We start from the raw sequence: 20,988 nt of genomic DNA, 5'->3' as shown, positions 1-20,988 counted from the left end.
TTTCTTCCATCTGCTATTACACATCGCAGTTTCTCTCTTTATGTTTCGGCTAGCGAGACAGAGCATCGGCGATGGAGATCACCGCCGGCCCGCCGATAATGATGAACAGCGCCGGCAGCATGAAAACCATCATGACCACCGTAATCTTGGCACCGATCTTATTGGTCTCTTCTTTAAGCTTGGATCGTTCCACATCGCGGGCTTCCGAAATGATCTGCTCCAGGCTGGAGGATACTCCGGCACCCAATTGGCTGCTCTGTTTCATCAGCATCACGTAACTACGAAGAACCGGAATATTTCGGTTTTCACCCAACTCATCAAGAACCTGATTTCTTTCAGCACCAGACTCCATAAGCCTATTGAATCGATCAATCCTAAAAATCAGTTTTGGCATAAGGGGGCGGGCTTGGGCAGCAATCATTCTCATTACTCGCTCAAGAGATAACCCCGCCTCCATCAGCATCCGGGTCATATGACAAAGCTCGACAGCTTCTCGATTCTGCTGCTTCTCGGCGGACCTTCCCATTCCCCGAATGATGCGTCGAGGCAGAATGAAGACAGCTGCAGCGCATAGCATTCCACCCAGGATCCCGAAAAACGCAAACCCCAGAAAGATTCCTATAACCGGCAATACCCAACAGTAAAAGAAATAGATTAGCTGAGCACTGCCGACACCCCTTCCCGTAGCTGAAACGGCATGCTGTATTTCCATGAAGTCATCACGGGTCAACGGAGAGTTGGCCAGACGCCAGGCCAGTTTTTCAAAGGCGCTACGCGAGGCGGCATCTTCAGAGCTTTCGGGGGAAGCCCGCATGCGGCCACTGATCCGTGCCCGGCTTTCCCACTCCCGGCTCTTCAAGATGACCCAACCACCGGCCACAAGGGCCAGTAATGTGGAAGCGATAAACCATCCGTTAGACACGGCCCACCCCCTGAATCATTTTGAGAATAACAAGAATACCCAGGCCTTGAAGAACGCCAGCAAGCATTAACATGGTATTCCCGGTGCTGGTTTTCAGGAGAACCTCTGAATAACTCTCGTTCATCAGTATTACATACGCCGCCATCCCCATCGGAATGACCGCAAAGGCTCCAGCGGTAAAGCGGGTTTCCGAGGTGGCAGCCATAAACTCACGACGTAATTCCTGTTGAGATCGAAGGGAGCTTGCCACCTGCTGCATAACAGGCCGTATTGAGGAGCCAAAGCGAGCAGAAGTTCTAAGCGCAATGGAAACCAGGATCAACGATGGAATTCTATATAGAGAAGAGAAGTCTTCGAACAGAGAAGTGTAATCTCGCCCCGCTTCCACCGCACTGCGGAGACGAAAAGCCAAGGGATCAAACACCGGATGAGCTTCGCGAAACGATTCAACCAGAGACTGCTCAAGTGACCGGCCCGCATCCATATAGCGCAGGGCGGTTTCCATAATACCGGGTAATTCCTCATTGATTCGGCGGCGCTGTTGCTCAAACCGGAACTTCCAGTAGAGCAGCAAAGTCATCACCATCAAAACCAGAGCAACCAACGCCGCTACTGTTCCCTTGGCGAAGAGTACTGCTAATACCAATGCGAAAAGGAAGGCACCAACCAGTATGAGCTGACTGTCCGATAAGCGAATGCCCGCAGGAACCAGGAGGCGCTCCAGCTTACCGATGAGCACCTGCTCCACGGGTGGCGCCGCCCCATTTTCAGAACCCAGGGCAAGGCGCCTCTCTACCGCTTCCTTGATCTGACGCTGCTCTCGCAAGTTGAACCAGAGCCACTGCAAAGCAACAACAGCCAATGCTATGAACGCCAGAATCTGTGAAGCCACCAACCAATTAAACGTGCTCATGGTCTTCACTCCGGTACAGATAGTCCATGTTGTAAGGGTTGTCGCTGGTTGGCGACAGCGCCACAACTTCAGAAACCCGGCGGCGCCCGTCCGGCAATCGAACCAGTTGAATAATGATATCCAGGGCCGATCCGATCAGCCGACCAATTGCTTTTTCACTGGCATCATATCCGTTCACGGCCAGGAGGGTTTCAATCCGCACCAAGGCGTCCCTGGTGCTGTTTGCGTGAATCGTACTCATCGACCCTTCGTGCCCCGTGTTCATGGCTTGAAGTAACTCGATGATCTCTCCGGAACGTACCTCGCCAAGAATGATTCGGTCAGGCCTCATACGCAGAGCGTTGATCACCAGATCGCGGGCGGTAATCCGCCCCCGGCCCTCGGTATTGGCCGGGCGGGTCTCAAGTCTCACCACATGAGGGTGATTCAAAACCAGCTCAGCGGAGTCTTCGATCGTCAGAATTCGTTCCTGGCGAGGAATGTATTGGCTGATGAGATTGAGCATGGTGGTTTTACCCGTGCCCGTACCACCGCTGACAATAATATTACGGGCCGATTCCACCGCTCGGATCAAAACATCAAGACAGGCTTCGGTCATGGACCCTTTTTCTATCAGGTCCTTGGCACTGAGATGGTTACCGGTGAACTTTCTGATACTTAATGTGGGCCCTTCCAAAGCCAAAGGGGGAATAACCGCATTAACGCGAGAGCCGTCAGGAAGCCGGGCGTCGACCATCGGGCTGGCTTCATCCAGCCTTCTCCCTAGCGGCGCCAACATCCGGCGGATAATTCGTAACACATGTTCGTCGTTGATAAACCGGGCCCGGGCGTGTTGTAGAACGCCACCTATTTCTACAAATACCTGGTTTGGTCCGTTGACCAGGATGTCATTGACACGATCATCCGCCAGCAGCGGCTCCAGCGGACCAAAGCCGGTAACTTCGTCCAAGGTATCCCGGATCAGTTGGTTCAGGTCCTGAGTGGAAAGCGGGACACGATTTTGAGCAATATAGTGGGAGATCTGCCCTCGAGTGAATTCGGCCAAGCGCTCCCGAGTGGCACGGCCAACTTCGATTCCTGCTTCATCAAGCCGCTCTACCACCCACCTGTGCGTGTGGTCCTTGAGCGTTTGATACTCCTGGTCAATGCGCCCCGTCACACGTTACTCCTAGGCCTTGGCCATAACCCGACGCAACCAGCCGCCGCTTTGATTCTGTGGTAAATCACGTTCTCCCAACTTCGTCAGCAGCGACGCCATCTGACGACAGTAAGAAGAACGTGGAGCCTGATCCTGCATGGTTTGGCCGGAATTGATCGCCAGGACGCGATATTTCCAATCCATCGGCAGGGTGCCGGCAAGGGGAGCACCCGAGGTCTCCGCCAGCTCATCACTGGACGGGGGGACGCCGTTGACGTATCCGTCCACTACCACCTTCATTTGTCCCTGACTACCGATATGAGAACGCCAATCGCTGATCAACCCGCGGGCAGCATGGGCGTGATCCACCAGAGGATGAATGGCCACCAGAAGGTGTTGCGTGTGTATGCCCAGCGCTCGGATCCAATGCTCACTATGCAGGTTGCCAATATTCACCACGATGCGATCGAACATCTGCATCAAGCCATTCAAAGCAATGAACAGGTCCGCGCTGCGATCCCCGCCGAGATGATGCTCCGCCTGGCCTCCAGCCAGAAGACGAAGCCCTGGTCGAAACTCCTCCAGCGCCGTATTGATCAGCGTTTCATCCAGCGTTTCGGGGCTCGCTAGCAAGTTCTCCAAAGTGTATTGGCTGCGACTGTCTAGATAAAAGCAGCCACGTTCGGATTGTGTATCAATAGCCAGAGTACGGCTTTTCGGGTCTCGTCGGCTCAGTTCAATTACAAGATTCTGGGTCAAAAAGCGGGTGTCAACCGAAGCATCCGCCCCAGTGACCAGAATAAGATTACCGGTGGTAGAACGATTCTCATCGTCGTAATGCCCCGCACGAACCAGTTGATGACGGCGAAGCCGATCACGAACCTCCGTGGCATCCTGCCCGGCAACCAGACAATCCCTTGCGCCAGCTCTCATACTCTGCAGCAACAACTCCTGGTTCGAACGAGCACACACGGTGATTACAGTCAGCCAGGGGCGGGCGCTGGTCAGCGCCGTAATAATGGCCAGGGACTGGTTCAACTCTTCTTCGTTGACCTCAACCAGAACCACGTGCGCCGTGGTTGCTTCCAGAAGACGCAACACCCGCCCTACATCAGAGCGGCCAACAAATTCCATGCGAAAACTGTTGTCCACCACCCGATCCAGCCAGGTTCTGAGGCTGGCATCATCGATTACTGACAGGATGATCTCATTGTCCGCCATAGCGCTCACCAACTCACTCCGTGACGAATGGGACGCGAGCCACGACGGGGTTCCGTGGCCATGTCGAACCAGCCGGTGCTGCTTTCCCGATAGCCGACACCAGGAAGAACGAGAGGCGGGTCCGAAGGCTTACGCGGCGTTACCAAATGCGGCGTCACCACCATAACCAGCTCTTTGTCATCCCGGGAAATACGGCTGGATCGGAAAAACGCTCCCAGGATGGGGATATTTCCCAACCCCGGAATACGGTCGCTGCTGTTGACGGTACTGCGGCTAACCAGTCCACTGATAATGAAGGTCTCGCCAGGCGCCAGTGATACCGTGGTTTCAGAGCGGCGAACGCGCAGCCCCGGAACCTGAACTCCCCCGGTTTGCACACCAGCGGAATAATCCAGCTCGCTGACTTCCGGTGCCACCTTTAGAATGATCTGCTGACCATTGATAACGGTGGGAGTAAGCGTTACCCCGACACCAAACTCTTTGTATTCGATCTGGACGCCGTTGTCGTTGCTGCGAGTAGGTACAGGAAACTCGCCACCAGCTAGAAACGAGGCACTCTGGCCACTCAAGCTGGTCAAGGAGGGTTCGGCCAACGTATAGGCGAATCCACCGGACTCCAAAGCGTCAATGATAGTCAGAGAGTTGGCGCCGATGCGAAAAAGGTTGAAGCCATCGGAGCCAAGCGCGCCCTGGGAAGAAGAAGCGCTTCCGAAACCACGAAACCCTTGTCCAGGTGGAGCCACCCCAATGGCGGTATCGCCACCATTGAACAAGTTGGCGTAGTACACCCCCAAACTGTTCAATTCGGAGCGGTTCACTTCCAGTACCCGGATTTCGGTTTGCACTTGGGTGCCAAAGGGAAGAGAAGCCCCCTGGGTGGTGGCAACCACCACCACACTCCGCAACGGTTTATCAGTTCCTCTCAGCCAAACAGTGAGCTCCGCCGATCCTTCCTTTTTGGCTGTCAACAGCAGTTCCTGAGTGCCACTAACGGTGAGTGTCGCCACCTCCGGATCGGAGGTCGCCACTTTGGTGACTTGAGACGGGAAAGCCAGAACCTTCTGATCCCCCGGCGCCAAGGTCGTCGACGGCGACAAGCTGTCATCGGCTTGAACCAGCAACGTCATCAATGCCATCAGCCCGCCCAGCAGTAGACGCAGCCCGTATTTAGCGTACATAGGTGCTCCTCGCTTCGGATCCCTCGAATACCTGTACCCGATGACCGGGTGACTGACGCACCACCGGCGCTCTGGCAGGCTGCTTTTCTTTAGGGAAGAAGTCTTCGAGATAGAAGGGTTTTGCGGCGGGTTCCGCTTCCGTGTCGTTGTTCGCCAATACAAGCTCGACTTGCTCCGAGTCTTCGGCAGGCAGCGAGTCGTCGTCAACACCAGCACGAACACCGGATCCGACTACCGCTAAACGCAAGGTACTTTCCGTGGAGGCTAAAAGCAGGCCTGTGACCTTTTCCTCTGGCACGGCCAACACCACCGTGTTATTGGAGCTACGACGACGGTCTTCCTCTTTTTGAGGCGGGCCATCCGCCAACTCCCCGTGCACGGCCAAGACCTCCAAGTCCTCTTGTATCACCAGCGCTGCGGGGCCTTTCTTGTCTCCACCGCGTTTAAAGGCGGAAAGCACATCAACTCGGTCCCCCGGTTGCAGTAAACCACCGGCACCAACCACGTTATCAACGGAAATAGCCAGGGCCCGAAACCCTTCCGGAACCACGTCTGGCAAGGGGCGTCCACTACCATCGAGATGACGTTGGGTCAGCAACTCACCAGCCCGAACATCCTGCTTCAATGGCTTGCCAACAAGGTTCTGATCAGCGCCAATGCCATCCGTCAGTGGTGATGCCGAGGACACCTCCACCAGCATGTCTTCCTTAAGCGGCTCCCCGGCCGGCACCGAGCGGGCAATGGCCCAGTATCGATGTTTCGTCGCCGAACTGGAGCGCGTTGCCTCCGCCTTCTGTGAAGGTGACGCACCCACCGGGGCCGGTTCCGGTTCGCGGCTTAATCCCACCAAGGCAAGGATCAGAGCCAAAGCCGCCAGCAACAGCGCCGGCAGCGCGTATAACACTCGAGTTCCCATGTCCCCCTCCGGGCTTTCCTATTGGGATCACTTACTCCGCCTAAAAGGCCACACTTGCCTTTACGGCCAAGGAGGCCGGCAAGGGAGGAAATTTCCCCAGCCATCCGAAATTCAGGCCTGGAACAATCGGCTTGTTCCCAAAGTCGTTATAAGTCAATGAGCACTCCAGCATTTCTACATCTACCATGCCAGGAGCAACCACACCGCTTTCAGCAACATCACAGTCTGCATCCAAACGATCACGCCAGCCCGCAGGAAGCTTTGTGACGAGCTTTTCTAATGCGGACTTAGCCTGGTTCCGGATCGCATCTTCAATCTTGTCATCTTCATATGCGGACCGATCAACGAGAAGTGCCGCCGCAACTGCACGATCCGCCGCATCTTGCATTTGGTACTTCCCAAAAAAGGTAATACCGTACACTGCAGTTGCGTATAGCACAGCGACTACGAGCGGGAACAACATCATGAATTCAAGTGAAACTGATCCCGCTTGGCGACACTTTCTTCTCATGGTCCTACCCTGTATCTCTAATTTAGAATTTAGGTACCTGAGGGAATTTGCTCGCCCGCAGTCGAGAAGAGGTCTTTGAAGAATGTGATCAGAGGGTTCGTTGCATCAGTACCAAAGGCGAGAGCAAGTGCCACTAACAAGCCAACAACTACGGCAGCCAACATAATATACTCCAACGCACTAGCCCCACGCTGGCGGTTACTACGGGTTGGCATTTGGGAAAAGAGACGCGCCATCAGGAATTGAGTGGCGGTATTAATGGATTGGATCAGTTTCATTTTAAAGCGCTCCCTTGCGGCTTTTTAATTACCCCCCAGACAGGGGCACCTTTCAGTTTTAATCGTAGATGCGGTGTGACGTTCGTCACAAGTTCTACTTTGTGCATACTGCGTAAATACACGTAGCAATTTCAATCACTTACAGATCCGCTCTTAAGATAATCGGCCGGTAGCATGCGATAAGTGGTTTTGCTTACCCCCCGACTCCTTTGGCACCTCCCCGTCTGCATTTTACATTTTCCGAATACGCACTGAGTTGTTTTGAGTGTGCAAAAACCTGACCCAAAATGAAATAATGTCATTTTGTCATTATGAAAAAGTGCGCTCAGTCACATTTCCTATATTCGATATGTAAAATCATGCTGAGAATCAGATCACAAGAGTGCGGGCAACGTACAAAGCGTTACATAAGATTGCATAAGGACGGATTTTAAGGACGGAAAGGCGACGGCCGGGTTTCAGTTTTATTCCCGGACAATGAATATGCGGTGACATTTTGAGCTTCAACCTACTGGTGGGAAGGTTGGGATGAGGCAGCTTGAATCGCGCCCGGCCGTGATCAGGGACTGGACATTTGATCAGGTGGAGACCAGTTTATCACCAGGTATTACTTATTGATACGAGGGCCCATCATGGCAACGCCCCTGAAGATCGACGACGAACTGAAAAGCCGCGTCCAGCACCTTGCCAATCAACGGCGCCGTTCGGCCCACTGGCTCATGCTGGAGGCTATTCAGCAGTATGTTGAACGGGAGGAAGCACGCGAAAGCTTTCGGCAAGAAGCGCTGGCCTCCTGGCAAGCCTATCAGGAAACAGGACAGCATCTGACGGGGCAGGAAGTTCGTGACTGGTTGAAGACCTGGGGCACTGACAATGAACAGGATACTCCCGAGTGCCACGAATAGTCGTTACTGCCCGAGCAACTCAAGGCCCGGCGAGGTGCCGCCGGTCCTGCTTGACAAGGCTCCCGAGGCGGCCCGGCGCGCCGGACAGGTCATTGAGCAGCACTTTTTGCTACTGGAATCAACTCCCACCGTTGGCCGCCCGGACGAAGCGATTCCTGTATTGCGTGAGTTGGTGATTCCTTTCGGGGACTCTGGCTATATCGCGCTGTACCGCTTTGAACCCGCCGACGATACCGTCTATGTGCTGGCATTCCAGCATCAGAAGGAGGCGGGTTATTAAGCCGCTGTGGGGAGCGGCCTTGGCCGCGAATGTCTCTGGACCATTGGCCATTCGCTTGCAAGCAAGCTTCCCACAGCGGCCTTGTGGTAAGACTGTGGGAGACCAGCTTGCTGGCAGGTCCCGCCCCCCCCTGCCGCGTTGGGCCATTCGCTTGCAAGCAAGTTTCCCACAGCGGCCTTGTGGTAAGACTGTGGGAGACCAGCTTGCTGGCAAGTCCCGCCCCCCCTGCCGCGTTGGGCCATTCGCTTGCAAGCAAGTTTCCCACAGCGGCCTTGTGGTAAGACTGTGGAAGACCAGCTTGCTGGCGAATTCCGGCCTCCGGCGTTGCCCTATTCGCTTGCAGGCAAGCCCCCCCCACAGCGTCTTCGTAGTTGTAGGCAATTGGTTCCGTGGGAAATGGCGGCAATTGGCGGGCACAACAAAAGGCCCGGCGGCTTGTGCCACCAGGCCTTTATCTGTTCGCCCCGTGCCAGGCTGGGGAAGCGTTACTTGATCTTCGCTTCCTTGTACATCACGTGCTTGCGTACCACCGGATCAAACTTTTTGGTTTCCATCTTTTCCGGATGGAGACGCTTGTTTTTGGTGGTGGTATAGAAGTGACCGGTGCCTTCAGAGGACACCAGACGAATCTTTTCACGAACCGGACCGGCCATGGGTCAGCTCCTTAAACTCGAATGCCGCGGGCACGGATATCGGTCAGTACTGAGTCGATACCCTTCTTATCGATGATGCGCATGCCTTTGGAGGACACGCGCAGACGCACAAAGCGCTTTTCGCTTTCCACCCAGAAACGGTGGTAGTGCAAATTCGGTTCGAACCGACGCTTGGTCTTGATGTTCGAGTGGGACACGTTGTGGCCCGTTACCGGGCGCTTGCCGGTCACCTGGCAAACCTTGGACATGATCTTGCTCCCGTGATGATCACATAGGGGCGGGGCAGCCCCGGAATAAGGCCGCGTTTTATACCAGACCCCGCCCCTGGGATCAAGCGGAAAGCGTCGATGGCGGTGCATTGGGGAGGGCTGGCAGGGCCGGTATTCGCCGCCAGGGCAGCTCCCACAGCGGCTTCGTAGCACAATCTGTGGGAGCCAGCCTGCTGGCGAATCCTGGGCCCCAGTTCCCACAGCGGCTTTGTAGCGGGGCGGTGGGAAGCGCGCGAGGGCGGAGCCCGCCGCTACAGCCAGCCGAGGCGGCCCAGGGACTGCCACTGGTTGTCGCCGATCACCAGGTGATCGAGTAAGCGGACATCCACCAGATTCAAGGCATCGCTGAGGCGCCGGGTGACATCGCGGTCCGCCCGGCTGGGTTCGGCGACGCCCGAGGGGTGATTGTGCCCGACGATGATGCTGGACGCATTGTGGTCCAGGGCCCGCCGCACCACTTCCCTCGGGTAGACGGCGGCGGCGTCCACGGTGCCGCGGAACAGCTTCTCGAAGCCCAGCATGCGGTTCTTGTTGTCCATGAACAGTACCGCGAACACTTCGCTGGGCTCCCCGCGCAGCTCCGACATGAACATGCGCGCGGCCGGCTCCGGTTCACTAAGAGTGAGCTCCCTTTTCTTCTCCAGAGACATGTAGCGCTTACTGATCTCCAGCGCCGCCAGCAATTGGGTCAGGCGGGTGCCTCCCAGGCCCCGCATACGCCGCATGCGTTCCGGAGGCAGATCCAGAAGCGCCCGCAGATCGCCGGCCTCATTCAACAGATTGCGCCCCAGGTCCACCGCGGAACAGCCCCGCAGACCAGTGCGCAACAACACCGCCAGCAGCTCCGCGTCACTCAGTGCCGCCGCGCCCCGCTGCAGCAGCTTTTCCCGCGGGCGTTCGTTTTCCGGCCAGTCCGTTATTGCCATTGGATATCCTCCGTGATGATGGTTTAGTGCCCTGCTAGCCGACGCCAATCGCCGCCCCCTGGCCCGTTTGTCACCGCCCGGCATTGGGCATACACTGCGAAAGCGTCCACCCCAAACTACTGTACGGAAATACAGTATGCAACGTTTGATTAGTAAACGAATTCTTCTCGGCGTCACCGGCGGTATCGCCGCCTACAAGGCCGCGGATCTGGTCCGCCGCCTGCAGGACGCCGGCGCCGAGGTGCGCGTGGTGATGACCCAGGGAGCCTGTGAGTTCATCACGCCGCTGACCATGCAGGCGCTGTCCGGACAACCGGTGCACACCGACCTTCTCGACCCCCGCGCCGAGGCGGCGATGGGGCACATCGAACTGGCGCGCTGGGCCGACCTGATCCTGATTGCTCCGGCCTCCGCCAATTTCCTCGCCCGTCTGGCCCACGGCCACGGCAACGATCTGCTGACCACCCTGTGCCTGGCCACCGGCGCGCCCATTGCCATCGCGCCGGCCATGAATCAGCAGATGTGGGCGGATAGCGCCACGCAGAAGAATCAGCTGATCCTGCAGGAGAAAGGCATCCATATCTTCGGCCCCGGTTCCGGCAGCCAGGCCTGCGGCGAGGTGGGCCCCGGCCGCATGCTGGAGCCGGAAGAGATCATTCAGCGGGCAGCGGATATCTTTAATTACGATCTGCTCACCGGCAGGCATGTGGTGATCACCGCCGGCCCCACCCGCGAGCCGATCGATCCGGTGCGTTACCTGACCAACAAGAGTTCCGGCAAGATGGGCTTCGCTCTGGCGGAGGCGGCCGCGGAAGCGGGTGCCCGGGTCACGCTGATCGCCGGTCCGGTGGCCTTGCCAACGCCGGAGCGGGTGCATCGTATCGACGTGGTACGCGCCCAGGATATGTACGAGACCAGCATGGGAGTGGTGGAGCAGGGCTGCGATGTGTTCATCGCCACCGCCGCCGTGGCGGACTACCGGCCGACGGTGACCGCGGACCACAAGATCAAGAAGTCCACCGAGGAGATTCACCTGACCCTGGTGAAGAACCCGGACATCATCGCCGCGGTGGCCAGCCACGACAAACGCCCCTTCACCGTGGGCTTCGCCGCTGAAACCCAGGACGTGATGAGCTACGCCCAGGGCAAGCTGACCAACAAGAAGCTGGACATGATCGCCACCAACGATGTGTCCGGCAGCAATGTGGGTTTCAACAGCGACAATAACGCCCTGACCGTGATCTGGCCCGGCGGCCACAAGGTACTGCCGCTGGCGTCCAAACGACAGATCGCCAAGCAATTGATCGAACTGATCGCGATACGGTACAAGGACTGAAGAAAATCACGGCCGTGGGCACTGCTGCCTTACAAATGGGGAAGCTCTGGCGCTTGACCGCAGACTCCATGCCGTGGCCAGCCGATTGGTCTTGGAGATGTGAATTCACGCTGCATTCGCGAGCAAGCTCGCTTCCCACAAAGGGGGCTACCGAGCCGCTGTGGGAAGCTGCCTTGGCAGCGAGTCAACGTGCCAACGTGTCTCGTGTAAGCTATTCGTCGATTCGTCATCAACCCGGGATAACACATGAACCTGCAATATCGAGTGCTCGACCCGCGTCTGGGCGACACCATTCCCTTGCCCCATTACGCCACCGAAGGCTCCGCCGGCCTGGACCTGCGCGCCATGCTGGACGAAGCCATCAGCCTGGCGCCGGGGGATTCCACTTTGCTGCCCACCGGTTTGTCGATCCACATCGCCGATCCCGGTTACGCCGGCCTGGTGCTGCCGCGCTCCGGCCTGGGGCACAAGCACGGCATCGTGCTGGGTAATCTGGTGGGGCTGATCGACTCCGATTACCAGGGCGAATTGATGGTCTCCTGCTGGAACCGGGGGCAAAATGCTTTCACTCTGGAGCCCGGTGAGCGGGTGGCGCAGTTGGTGATCGTGCCGGTGCGGCAGGTGGTCTGGCAGCAGGTGGAGCAGTTCACAGAAAGCCAACGGGGTAGCGGCGGTTTCGGCCACAGTGGCCGACAATAACCTCCGCACCCGCCCGTCCCGCGCATGACACTATTCCAATGCGGGCCGGGCGCGCACGTCGGCGGTGGGGGCCGCCGGCGTTGTTGCTTGAACATCGTCGTTCAAGTGCACAACAAGGGGGGACACCATGTTCAACAGCAAGGCCGACGGCGCCGGCGCGCGCCCAGCCCGGCCCTTCGTTCTGCTCGCCTTACTGGTGGGGCTGGCGCTCGCCGCCGCCCAGGCCGTTTATTTCCACCAGCAGATCCAGCACAGGCAGTTACAAACCGCGCAGGCCGATGCCCGGGGACTGGCCCGGGAATGGGCGGGCACCCTGTGGAACCGGGCGCAACGGCTCGAGGACAGGCTGACGCGCCTGCCCGGCGAAATCCCGGTCCAGCGCGCGCTGGCGCAAACGCACATTTCCGATGCCGACTGGTTTCGCGACGGCCGGTTACGCATCGTGCCGGACGCCGCCGCCACCGAGGCGCTCAGCTTCACCGAGCAGGATCTGCTGCAACGGCTTCATGAAGGGGGCGGCCGCGCCCCTCTGGTCATCGGGCGCGGCGGTGAGTCGCCGGCATTGCTGGCGGGACGGGCGGTATCCGGCGGCGCCCTGATCATCCAGCAGGATCTCGGGCCCTGGATGCAGCGGATCGATCAGCGCCTGCCCAAAGGCGCCCAGGTACGTCTGATTCAGGACGATGTCACTCTGGCCCGGCGCGGCCAGGCCGCTCTCCATGGCACTGCTCTTCATGGCACGAATACGGCTTCCGGGGAAGCCACCCAGGGTACCTTCACGGTGCGGCTGGATATGCCACCGCCCCCGCCTCCGATCACCGCCTGGATTCTGCCCGGCGGCCTGGGTCTCGGCCTGATCCTGCTCGCGCTGATCCTGCCCAGGCTGAGGCGACGCCCTGAGCAGCCGGAACCGGCGGCACAAGTCAGCTCTCCCAAACCGCAACGCCGCGAACCGGCCGCGCCGAAACCAGCGGCACCGACGGTCACCCAGCCGCCATTGCCGGATGATGTTTTCAGCGGCGATGGCCTGGTTCTCAAAGCGGACCCCGAGCTCCTGGCTCGCCTGGGCAGCGCCTTCGCCGCTCTGGCCCGGGACAAGCACGCTCCGGCCCTGTGCCTGGCCAGTGATGATTCGGAGGGGGCCGATGCGGTGCTCGACGCGCTGCGTGGCGGGCTTCTCGTGGAAGGCATCAAGACCCTGGACCAGGCACCCTGCGCGGAACCCCTGTGGCGACACGGGCTGGAAACCGGCGCCACCCGCGAAGGGCTGTACGCCCACAAACACGGTGATCGCTGGCGGCTGATTCCGGTGCTGGACGGCCAGGACCTGAGCCAGGACGATGTCGACACCCTGCGCCGCTACAGCGCCGGTACCGTGGCCGCCTCCTCGCGGCGGGCCGATCCCGAGCCGGCGCCCATTGATGCTTATCTGCGCCAGCTTCGTGACGATATCGTTCTGGCCCGGCCACTGCGGCTGGCGCTGCACGCGCCTCCGCTGCTGGCACCGCTGGCGAACGCCCTGTTCGATGGCCTGGGCTGTGCCGTGGTGCCGGCCAAGACCGCCGATGCCCTGCGCCGCGTGGTGACGGAACAGAACGCGGATATCGGTATCCTCCTGGATCAGCGGGGCAATACGCTGGCGCTGGTGGATCATCAGGGCGGGGAAGTGGCGTCTGATCAAGTGCTGATGCTGCTGGCCCGGGACTTGTTGAGCCGCCACCCCGGCGCCGACGTTTTATTTGACGTAAAATGCAGCCGCGCTTTGCCCTCGCTGATTCGCAAACAGGGCGGGCGCCCGGTATTGTGCGCCGCCGACCCTCGCCATATCGCCGCGGAGCGCCTGCGTTTGGGGGCGCCGCTGGCGGGCGAGTGGTCCGGCCGGGTGTTTTGCGCGGATCGCTGGTTCGGTTTCGCCGACGGTTTCTATACGGCGGCCCGGGTGCTGGAGATCCTCAGCATGCAGGAGGACGACAGCGCCACCGTGTTCGCTGGCCTCGCCAGCGGGCGGAGTACCCCGCTGCTGCGGCTGCCTGTCCCCGATGATCAGGGGCGGGCGCTGGTTTCGGCGCTGCGCGCGGAGGGCCGTTTTCCCGGCGGACGCGCGGCCACCGTGGACGGTCTGCGGGTGGAATTTCCCGATGGGTGGGGCGTGGTGAGGCTTTGCCCCTTACAATCGGTGCTGGAAATGCGCTTCGAGGGTCGCGACACGGCGGCCCTGGAACGGGTCAAGGATCTGTTCCGTGATCAGCTCCGGGCGGTGTCCCCCGACCTGGCGCTGCCCTTTTGACGTTTTGGCTGGAGAATGACATGGATACCAAGAGCGCCCAGGAAACCGCGCGCGTTCTGATCGAGGCTCTGCCCTATATTCAGCGTTTTTCCGGAACCACCGTGGTGATCAAGTACGGTGGCAACGCCATGGAAAATGATGAGCTGAAGAACAGCTTCGCCCGTGACGTGGTGATGATGAAACAGGTGGGCATCCATCCGGTGATCGTCCACGGCGGCGGCCCGCAGATCGGCGATCTGCTCAACCGTCTCGGCAAGGAAAGCAAGTTCGTCCAGGGCATGCGCGTCACCGATCAGGAGACCATGGACGTGGTGCAGATGGTGCTCGGCGGCCTGGTCAACAAGGACATCGTCAATCTGATCCAGCACAACGGCGGCCAGGCCATCGGTCTCACCGGCAAGGACGGCCGTCTGATCCGCGCCCGCAAGATGCTGCTGCGCAACGAGGATGCCGACAATCCGGAATTGAAGGCCTCCGAAATCATCGACATCGGTCACGTGGGGGAAGTGCAGGGCATCAACACCCGCATTCTTTCGCTGCTTTCCGGCAGTGATTTCATTCCGGTGATCGCGCCCATCGGCGTGGATGATGAAGGGGTCAGCTACAACATCAACGCTGATCTGGTGGCCGGCAAGGTGGCCGAGGTGTTGCGCGCCGAGAAGCTGATCCTGCTGACCAATGTGGCCGGGCTCAAGGACAAGAACGATCGTATTCTCACCGGCCTGAGCGCGGAGCGGGTCAATACGCTGATCAAGGACGGAACCATTTACGGCGGCATGCTGCCGAAGATTCGCTGCGCCCTGGAAGCCGTGGAGAACGGGGTGCGCACATCACACATCATCGACGGCCGGGTACCTCACGCGGTGCTGTTGGAGATTCTCACCGATCAGGGTATCGGCACGCTCATCAGCCGCGATTGATACGCCGGAACGGCGCTTTGTTATTGGCTCCAATTGGGGTGGAGCACACCGGCCCGGCGGCGGCATCGCCGGGCCGGCTCACATAAGACGGGTAACCAGGATATGACCGAAAAGAAGCCTTCTCGCAAGGAGCAAATCCTGCAAACGCTGGCCTACATGCTGGAAGCGGAGCCGGGGGGTCGGGTGACCACATCCGGGCTGGCCAGGGAAGTGGGGGTGTCCGAGTCCGCGCTGTATCGCCATTTTCCCAGCAAGGCACGCATGCTCGAGGCATTGATTGAGTTCATCGAGGACTCGGTGTTCTCACGCATCAATCGCATCATCTCCGAAGGGGACGCGCTGCAACAGGTGGAGCAGATTCTGACGCTGATTCTGGCCTTCACCGAGCGCAATCCGGGCATTACCCGGCTGCTCACCGGCGACGCCCTGACCGGCGAGAATGAGCGGCTGCGCCAGCGTATCCAGCAGTTTTACGACCGGGTGGAGAGCCAACTGAAACAGGTGGTCCGCGACGCCGAATTCCGCGAAGGCAAGCGCACCCGCGCCACTCCGGGCATCACCGCCAATCTGCTGCTGTCCGTGGTGGAAGGGCGTATCGCCCAGTTCGTGCGCTCCGGCTTCCGCGCCCGTCCCGCCGAGGACTGGCACGAACAATGGGCACTGATCGCGCCGATGATCTTTCGTGCGGACGGGGAAGGGCTTTAAAAAAGGCAGTGAAGAGTGAACAGGTAACAGCGGAAGGACTAAACAGCCTGATCTTTAGCCGCTGTGGGAAGCTTGCCTGCAAGCGAATGGACCAATACCGAAGCCGTATTCGCCAGCAAGCTGGTCTCCCACAGAGTGTGCTACGAAGCCGCTGTGGGAAGCTTGCTGGCAAGCGAATGGAGTAACCCCGGACGCCGTACTCGCTAGCAAGCTAGCTCCCACAGAGTGTGCTACGAAGCCGCTGCGGGAGGCTTGCTGGCAAGCGAATGGAGTAACCCCGAAAGCCGTATTCGCTAGCAAGCTAGCTCCCACAGATCATGCTACGAAGCCGCTGTGGGAAGCTTGCTGGCAAGCGAATGGAGTAACCCCGGACGCCGTACTCGCTAGCAAGCTAGCTCCCACAGATCATGCTACGAAGCCGCTGTGGGAGGCTTGCTGGCAAGCGAATGGAGTAACCCCGGAGGCCGTTTCGCCAGCAAGCTGGTCTCCCACAGAGTGTGCTACGAAGCCGCTGTGGGAAGCTTGCTGGCAAGCGAACAGGTTCCTGACATCAAAAGATTCGCTTGCAAGCAAGCTTCCCACAGGGCTACCGCGCTTCCAGGTCACGCAGGCGCTGGATGATGGGGGAGAATTCTTCCCGCACCCGCGCCATGTCCTCCTGATATTCCTCGATTTTCTCGCGGTTCTCACGAACCTGGCGGCCATGGCGTTCAATGGCATCGCGCACGCTGTCCGGCACTTCCCGGCCGGCCCGTTCGGCGCGGGCGGCCTTGTGGATTTCTTCATCCTGCTTCTTGTTCAGCTGCTGGATAGCGTTCTCGGCGTAGTCGATATTGAGCTGCAGCGCCTGCAGCTGCCGGTCGCGGGCCCGTTCAGCATCCCCCGGCCCGGCGTAGAGGCGGCGCAATTCACTGTCGCGCCGCGCCTGGGCCCTGGCCTGCTCCTGGCGGGCCAGTTCCCGGCGGCGGCGGGCCTGCTCCTCCGGTGGCGCCGGCGCCACCGTTTCCAGTACCCGGCCTTGCTGGTCGAGTACCTGATAGCCAGCGTGAATGGCCGCTTCGGTGAGGGTGGCACTGATCGCCATGGCGCCATCCGCCGACTGGTAACGGTACAGCCGCTGCTCCACTTGTCCGGTCTTGTTCGCCGCCATGCCGGTGACGCTCAACACACTCAACAACAACCCCAGCAGCAGTACCGTTACTCTCACGACTCGCTCACCCCATAGCGCACCCGGTAGGCGTCCATGGCGGCCCGTTCCGCTTCCCGGTCCGGTTGTTGATCAAGCCAGCCGATGATGTCCGCCATGGATACAATGCTGCGCACCGGTACTCCCAGGTTGTCCTGCACTTCCTGAATCGCGGATTTTGCCTTGCCGTCATCCGCGGTGCCGCCTTGCCCACGCTCCTGACGATCCAGCGCCACGAACACTCCGGCAATCAAGGCCTCGGTCTGCTCAAACAAGGCCGCCACTTCACGAATGGCGGTACCCGCGGTGATGACATCATCGATGATCAACGCCCGGCCATTGAGCGGCGCCCCCACCAGCCAGCCGCCTTCGCCGTGGTCCTTGGCTTCCTTGCGGTTGAAGGCCCAGGGGTAATCCAGGCCGTGATGCTCGGCGAGCGCCACCGCCACCGAGGACACCAACGGAATCCCCTTGTAGGCGGGGCCGAACAGCATATCGAATTCGATACCCGATTCGACGATGGCATCAGCGTAGTGACGCCCCAGACGCGCCAGCGCTTCCCCGGTATGGAAAGTGCCGGCGTTAAAGAAGTAAGGACTTACACGTCCTGATTTGAGCGTGAATTCGCCGAACTTGAGCGCCTGGCGCTGTTCGGCGAAACGCAGAAAGTGCTTTTTGTAGTTCTTCATCATGTCACCGGGCGCTTACCAGCCCAGGGCCTCCTGCTGCTTGCGCACGATGTCCTGAATGCCTTTCTCCGCCAGGCCCAACAAGGTGTCGGACTGTTCACGGGTGAACGGCACGCCCTCCGCGGTCCCCTGAATCTCCACGAAGCCCCCATGCTGGGTCATCACCACGTTCATATCGGTATCGGCGTTGGAATCTTCCGGGTAGTCCAGATCCAGCACCGGCTCATTGTTGTACATGCCCACGGAAACGGACGCAATCAACCCGTTCAAGGGATCTTCCTTTATGCGCTTCCTTTCCAGCAAAACCGAGAAGGCGTCCACAAGCGCGACACAGGCCCCGGAAATGGAAGCGGTGCGGGTGCCGCCATCCGCCTGCAGCACATCGCAGTCCAGATAGACGGTGTTTTCGCCCAGCTTGCGCAGATCCACGGCGGCGCGCAGGGAGCGGCCGATCAGGCGCTGGATCTCCAGGGTACGCCCACCCTGCTTGCCGCGGGCCGCTTCCCGGCCGGAACGGGTGTGGGTGGCACGGGGCAGCATGCCGTATTCGGCGGTGATCCAGCCCTGGCCCTTGCCTTTGAGGAAGCGCGGGACACCGTCTTCCACGGAGGCGGTGCAGAGCACCTGGGTATCACCGAACGCCACCAGGACGCTACCCTCGGCATGCTTGGTGTATTGGCGCGTGAAAGACACTTCACGCATTTGGTCGGGCGCGCGGCCAGAGGGACGCATGGTAGCTCCTTGGTTGCTGATAATGGTATGGGAGGCCCCCATTGTAACGAACCCGCCGGACCCATTGCGAGGCGCCTCTGAGCATCGGTCACAAGTTCAGGACCGGCAGCCGGTTCACTTCCCACAGCCACTCCGCGGCGCTCTTGCCGTGGGAAGCTGCCTTGGCAGCGAATACGAGCGGCAATTCGTGTCCCCCATAGCAACAGACTGGCCACGGGTTCAGCGACCAAGCACCCGAGCATTCCGAATTCGTCGAACAGCAATGGTACACTGACCGCTCAAGCAACGGCCGGGGACACCCGTATGATTCGCAGCATGACCGCTTTCGCCCGCACCGACGGGCATCTCGACGGCGTCGACCTCGCCTGGGAAATCCGCTCGGTGAACCACCGTTACCTGGAAATCTCCCCACGCCTGCCGGAAACCCTGCGCACCCTGGAGGGGGCGGTACGTGAGCGCTGCCGCAAACGTCTGGCCCGGGGCAAGCTGGATGTCACCCTGCGCTACCAGGAGGACGAGACCGATCCCAACCTGGAACTCAATGAAGACCTGGTGAAACGCCTGTCCGAAGCAGCCCGCCGGGTCGGCGACCTGGTACTGCACGCCGGCCAGATCAACCCGCTGGAGATACTGCGCTTCCCCGGCGTATTGAAAACCAACCAGGCGGACCCCGAAGCCCTGCAAAGCAAGGCCGTCGAGCTGCTCGACGAGGCCCTGGACAGCCTGCTGGCCACGCGCGAACGGGAAGGGGAACAACTGGCCAAACTGGTGCTGGACCGTCTGACCCTGATCGGCGAACAGGTGGTCATCGTCCGCGCCGCCCTGCCCCGCATTCGCGACCATCTGCGCGAACGGCTGCGGCAACGGGTGCAGGACGTGATGGAAACCGCCGACCACGATCGCCTGGAACAGGAAGTGGTGCTGGCCGCCCAGAAAATGGATGTGGACGAGGAACTGGACCGCTTGGAGGCCCATGTGAAGGAAGTCCGCCGGGTGGTGGAGAAGGGCGGCCAGGCGGGTCGCCGCCTGGATTTTCTGATGCAGGAACTGAACCGAGAAGCGAACACCCTGGCGTCAAAATCCATCGACGCCGAAACCACCGCCGCCGCCGTCGAGCTCAAGGTTCTGATCGAGCAGATGCGGGAGCAGATCCAGAATATTGAATAGAGTCCCTCAACATCCAAAACCATCCTTAAATCATTGTTTTTTCTTCATATTTCACCCATACCCCTTCCGTTTTAGTCCGAAGAAATCCGCCACTGCCCACCATAAAAGGTGGGCACATTGGTGGGCAATCCACATCCATTCTGCTTAAATATCAGCCATATGGTGGGCAGCACCCACAACCCCAGGACAAGGAGCGCCCATGGCCAAGCTCACCGCGACCCAGGTCGCCTCTCTCGCCAAACGCGAGCCCAAGAAACACACCGATGGCGGTGGCCTCTACTTCTGCGTCCGCAAAGCCGGCTCTCCCTATTGGATGCTGCGCTACAGCGTGGGCGGCAAACGCCGCGAAGCCACCCTCGGCCAGTACCCGGCCATGTCTCTTGCCGAAGCCCGACTTCAAGCCGAAGTAATGAAGAAAGGCCTGAGGGCCGGGCAGGACCCTCTTGTAGAAAAACGGAAACAGGAAATCCCTCCGATCCGCACTGTCCGCGAACTCTTCCAAGACTGGTACACGTCCGACCTGTGCCGGCGACTCCAACACCCCGGAATCCCAAAGCGCATCTATACCAAGGAGATCGATCCCGTCATCGGCACCTATCCGATCAACGATGTCACACCACGCGAAGTGCGGCGCATCATCCAACGCGTAGTGGAAAGCGGCAGGCCAACCATCGCCAACGATACTCTCATGTACCTGAAGCAACTGTTCCGCCATGGCATGAAACTGGATCTCTGCCTCAGCAATCCCGCCATGCCCTTCACGGCAACAGATGCTGGCGGCCTGGAAAACAGCAGAGAGCGAGTCCTCACTCACGATGAAATCCAAATAGCATTCAAGGTCTTCAGAGACCGCATCAGCAGCTTCGGAAGAGACAACTACCTGGCGTGCTGCTTGTTTCTTGTTCTCGGGGTCCGGAAAAGCGAGCTTTGCGAAGCCCTTTGGGAAGAATTCGATCTGGAGAAGGCCATCTGGCACCTACCCAAACACCGCAGCAAAACGGGCACCCCGATCTCCATCCCGCTCCCCACCTGTAGTAGCCCCCATTTAAACCGGACACCTTGGTAGAAGCAAAGGCCTAGGCATAGACCTAGTGCAAAGGAGTGTCCAAGGTGGAGAGAATCGAAGTCATAACCGGAGTACAGCGCCGTCGACGGTA

23 protein-coding genes are annotated in these 20,988 nt (G+C 59.5%); 9 read left to right on the top strand and 14 right to left on the bottom strand.

The features are described 5' to 3' along the window. Positions 1 to 49: 49 nt before the first annotated feature. Genes E0L37_RS16155 through E0L37_RS16120 form a run of 8 tightly spaced genes read right to left on the bottom strand, consistent with a single transcriptional unit; the run spans position 50 to position 7,077 of the window. Positions 50 to 922, bottom strand: coding sequence for a type II secretion system F family protein (locus E0L37_RS16155; RefSeq protein WP_133492738.1), 873 nt, complete (start codon positions 920 to 922; stop codon positions 50 to 52). Then, positions 915 to 1,835, bottom strand: coding sequence for a type II secretion system F family protein (locus E0L37_RS16150; protein WP_133492737.1), 921 nt, complete (start codon positions 1,833 to 1,835; stop codon positions 915 to 917). Before E0L37_RS16150 ends, E0L37_RS16155 begins: the two co-directional genes overlap by 8 nt. After that, entirely contained in the window at positions 1,822 to 2,994 is a 1,173-nt protein-coding gene (locus E0L37_RS16145) for a CpaF family protein (RefSeq protein WP_133492736.1), read from the bottom strand. Before E0L37_RS16145 ends, E0L37_RS16150 begins: the two co-directional genes overlap by 14 nt. Before the next feature lie 9 nt (positions 2,995 to 3,003). Beyond that, on the bottom strand, positions 3,004 to 4,194 hold the full coding sequence (locus E0L37_RS16140; protein ID WP_133492735.1) for a hypothetical protein: 1,191 nt from the start codon (positions 4,192 to 4,194) through the stop codon (positions 3,004 to 3,006). 5 nt (positions 4,195 to 4,199) lie between these two features. Then, complete coding sequence (locus E0L37_RS16135; protein ID WP_166643083.1) at positions 4,200 to 5,372, bottom strand: type II and III secretion system protein family protein; 1,173 nt, start codon at positions 5,370 to 5,372, stop codon at positions 4,200 to 4,202. Further along, positions 5,362 to 6,288: a Flp pilus assembly protein CpaB gene (cpaB, locus tag E0L37_RS16130; RefSeq protein ID WP_133492734.1), complete on the bottom strand. Its 927-nt coding sequence runs from the start codon at positions 6,286 to 6,288 to the stop codon at positions 5,362 to 5,364. Before cpaB ends, E0L37_RS16135 begins: the two co-directional genes overlap by 11 nt. Positions 6,289 to 6,328: 40 nt before the next feature. Beyond that, a complete protein-coding gene (locus tag E0L37_RS16125) occupies positions 6,329 to 6,799 on the bottom strand; it encodes a TadE family protein (protein ID WP_133492733.1) in 471 nt (156 codons plus the stop codon). Positions 6,800 to 6,828: 29 nt separating this feature from the next. Then, positions 6,829 to 7,077, bottom strand: coding sequence for a Flp family type IVb pilin (locus tag E0L37_RS16120; protein ID WP_133492732.1), 249 nt, complete (start codon positions 7,075 to 7,077; stop codon positions 6,829 to 6,831). Between the two features lie 632 nt (positions 7,078 to 7,709). Here E0L37_RS16120 and E0L37_RS16115 point away from each other — a divergent pair. Both E0L37_RS16115 and E0L37_RS16110 read left to right on the top strand, forming a co-directional pair. Then, positions 7,710 to 7,982, top strand: coding sequence for a CopG family ribbon-helix-helix protein (locus E0L37_RS16115; RefSeq protein ID WP_133492731.1), 273 nt, complete (start codon positions 7,710 to 7,712; stop codon positions 7,980 to 7,982). After that, positions 7,951 to 8,262 (top strand): type II toxin-antitoxin system RelE/ParE family toxin, encoded by a 312-nt coding sequence (locus E0L37_RS16110; protein WP_205655636.1) that lies wholly within the window; start codon positions 7,951 to 7,953, stop codon positions 8,260 to 8,262. Before E0L37_RS16115 ends, E0L37_RS16110 begins: the two co-directional genes overlap by 32 nt. A gap of 485 nt (positions 8,263 to 8,747) precedes the next feature. Here E0L37_RS16110 and rpmG read toward each other — a convergent pair whose 3' ends face one another. The 3 genes from rpmG to radC all read right to left on the bottom strand — a co-directional run bounded on the left by rpmG (position 8,748) and on the right by radC (position 10,110). Then, complete coding sequence (gene rpmG / locus E0L37_RS16105) at positions 8,748 to 8,915, bottom strand: 50S ribosomal protein L33 (protein WP_014992561.1); 168 nt, start codon at positions 8,913 to 8,915, stop codon at positions 8,748 to 8,750. 11 nt (positions 8,916 to 8,926) lie between these two features. Next, positions 8,927 to 9,163, bottom strand: coding sequence for a 50S ribosomal protein L28 (gene rpmB, locus E0L37_RS16100; protein WP_014992560.1), 237 nt, complete (start codon positions 9,161 to 9,163; stop codon positions 8,927 to 8,929). A 272-nt stretch (positions 9,164 to 9,435) separates the two neighbouring features. Then, on the bottom strand, positions 9,436 to 10,110 hold the full coding sequence (gene radC / locus E0L37_RS16095) for a DNA repair protein RadC (RefSeq protein ID WP_133492730.1): 675 nt from the start codon (positions 10,108 to 10,110) through the stop codon (positions 9,436 to 9,438). A gap of 136 nt (positions 10,111 to 10,246) precedes the next feature. On the opposite strand from radC, the gene coaBC reads away from it, so the two are divergent. From coaBC to slmA, 5 genes are all read left to right on the top strand, one after another. Beyond that, complete coding sequence (gene coaBC, locus E0L37_RS16090; RefSeq protein WP_133492729.1) at positions 10,247 to 11,446, top strand: bifunctional phosphopantothenoylcysteine decarboxylase/phosphopantothenate--cysteine ligase CoaBC; 1,200 nt, start codon at positions 10,247 to 10,249, stop codon at positions 11,444 to 11,446. 246 nt (positions 11,447 to 11,692) lie between these two features. Continuing rightward, positions 11,693 to 12,145, top strand: coding sequence for a dUTP diphosphatase (gene dut / locus E0L37_RS16085; RefSeq protein ID WP_133492728.1), 453 nt, complete (start codon positions 11,693 to 11,695; stop codon positions 12,143 to 12,145). A 127-nt stretch (positions 12,146 to 12,272) separates the two neighbouring features. After that, positions 12,273 to 14,432, top strand: coding sequence for a hypothetical protein (locus E0L37_RS16080; RefSeq protein ID WP_133492727.1), 2,160 nt, complete (start codon positions 12,273 to 12,275; stop codon positions 14,430 to 14,432). 20 nt (positions 14,433 to 14,452) lie between these two features. Further along, positions 14,453 to 15,352 carry an acetylglutamate kinase gene (gene argB / locus E0L37_RS16075; RefSeq protein WP_063140227.1) on the top strand — a complete coding sequence of 300 codons (900 nt, stop codon included), beginning with the start codon at positions 14,453 to 14,455 and terminating at the stop codon, positions 15,350 to 15,352. A gap of 102 nt (positions 15,353 to 15,454) precedes the next feature. Further along, entirely contained in the window at positions 15,455 to 16,057 is a 603-nt protein-coding gene (slmA, locus tag E0L37_RS16070) for a nucleoid occlusion factor SlmA (protein ID WP_133492726.1), read from the top strand. Between the two features lie 586 nt (positions 16,058 to 16,643). On the opposite strand, the gene E0L37_RS16065 is transcribed toward slmA, so the two are convergent. The 3 genes from E0L37_RS16065 to rph are packed head-to-tail and all read right to left on the bottom strand — an operon-like array spanning position 16,644 to position 18,664. Then, positions 16,644 to 17,264, bottom strand: coding sequence for a hypothetical protein (locus E0L37_RS16065; RefSeq protein ID WP_133492725.1), 621 nt, complete (start codon positions 17,262 to 17,264; stop codon positions 16,644 to 16,646). After that, entirely contained in the window at positions 17,261 to 17,932 is a 672-nt protein-coding gene (gene pyrE, locus E0L37_RS16060; protein ID WP_133492819.1) for an orotate phosphoribosyltransferase, read from the bottom strand. The genes E0L37_RS16065 and pyrE overlap by 4 nt, the downstream gene beginning before the upstream one ends. Positions 17,933 to 17,947: 15 nt before the next feature. After that, positions 17,948 to 18,664: a ribonuclease PH gene (gene rph, locus E0L37_RS16055; protein WP_097059038.1), complete on the bottom strand. Its 717-nt coding sequence runs from the start codon at positions 18,662 to 18,664 to the stop codon at positions 17,948 to 17,950. 303 nt (positions 18,665 to 18,967) lie between these two features. Between rph and E0L37_RS16050 the strand changes: the two genes are divergently transcribed. Together E0L37_RS16050 and E0L37_RS16045 are read left to right on the top strand one after the other, a co-directional pair. Next, positions 18,968 to 19,831 carry a YicC/YloC family endoribonuclease gene (locus E0L37_RS16050; protein ID WP_133492724.1) on the top strand — a complete coding sequence of 288 codons (864 nt, stop codon included), beginning with the start codon at positions 18,968 to 18,970 and terminating at the stop codon, positions 19,829 to 19,831. A gap of 199 nt (positions 19,832 to 20,030) precedes the next feature. After that, positions 20,031 to 20,897 (top strand): integrase arm-type DNA-binding domain-containing protein, encoded by an 867-nt coding sequence (locus E0L37_RS16045; protein ID WP_133492723.1) that lies wholly within the window; start codon positions 20,031 to 20,033, stop codon positions 20,895 to 20,897. Positions 20,898 to 20,988: the final 91 nt, after the last annotated feature.

Source organism: Alcanivorax sp. 24 (assembly GCF_004360225.1).
Lineage (GTDB): Bacteria > Pseudomonadota > Gammaproteobacteria > Pseudomonadales > Alcanivoracaceae > Alloalcanivorax > Alloalcanivorax xiamenensis.
Note: the sequence above shows the minus strand (reverse complement) of the source record. Positions and strands in the feature narration are given on the sequence as shown.